Below are 368 nucleotides of genomic sequence, written 5' to 3' on the forward strand. Positions count from 1 at the left end.
CGGAGATCGTCTTTGGTCTCCGGCATCGCCGCAACCAAGATCATCCGCTTCAGGAAGTCCGGGCCACCCATTACCAGAGGCAGATCACCCAAGCTGGTGCGGATGTGTCGTGCAAGCATGCCATAGTCCAGTTCACCGTCCTCGGTCACGATGGAATCTTCCAGAGATTTACGGTCGGTCAAGGCTTTCTCTACCAGAGCCCGCTGCTCAGGGTTCATACCTGCCATTGCTTCTTCCATTTGCTCAGGGGTGATGTTGAAATCAGTCATTTTATATCTCCTTTTCGATTATTGAGATTTGCGGTCGATTTTGAAAATAGCGCCGCTGGTGCAGTGTACAGCACCGTCTCCGAAGAAGTCAACTCCGAA

Annotated in this window: 1 protein-coding gene; it reads right to left on the reverse strand. The window is 51.9% G+C overall.

The annotated features are described in order from the left end of the window. Positions 1-269, reverse strand: a 269-nt coding sequence (locus tag FVP33_RS19270; protein ID WP_147785275.1) for a hypothetical protein, incomplete at its 3' end; no start/stop codon positions are given. Positions 270-368: the final 99 nt, after the last annotated feature.

The organism is Lacisediminihabitans profunda (assembly GCF_008040105.1).
Classification (GTDB): domain Bacteria; phylum Actinomycetota; class Actinomycetes; order Actinomycetales; family Microbacteriaceae; genus Lacisediminihabitans; species Lacisediminihabitans profunda.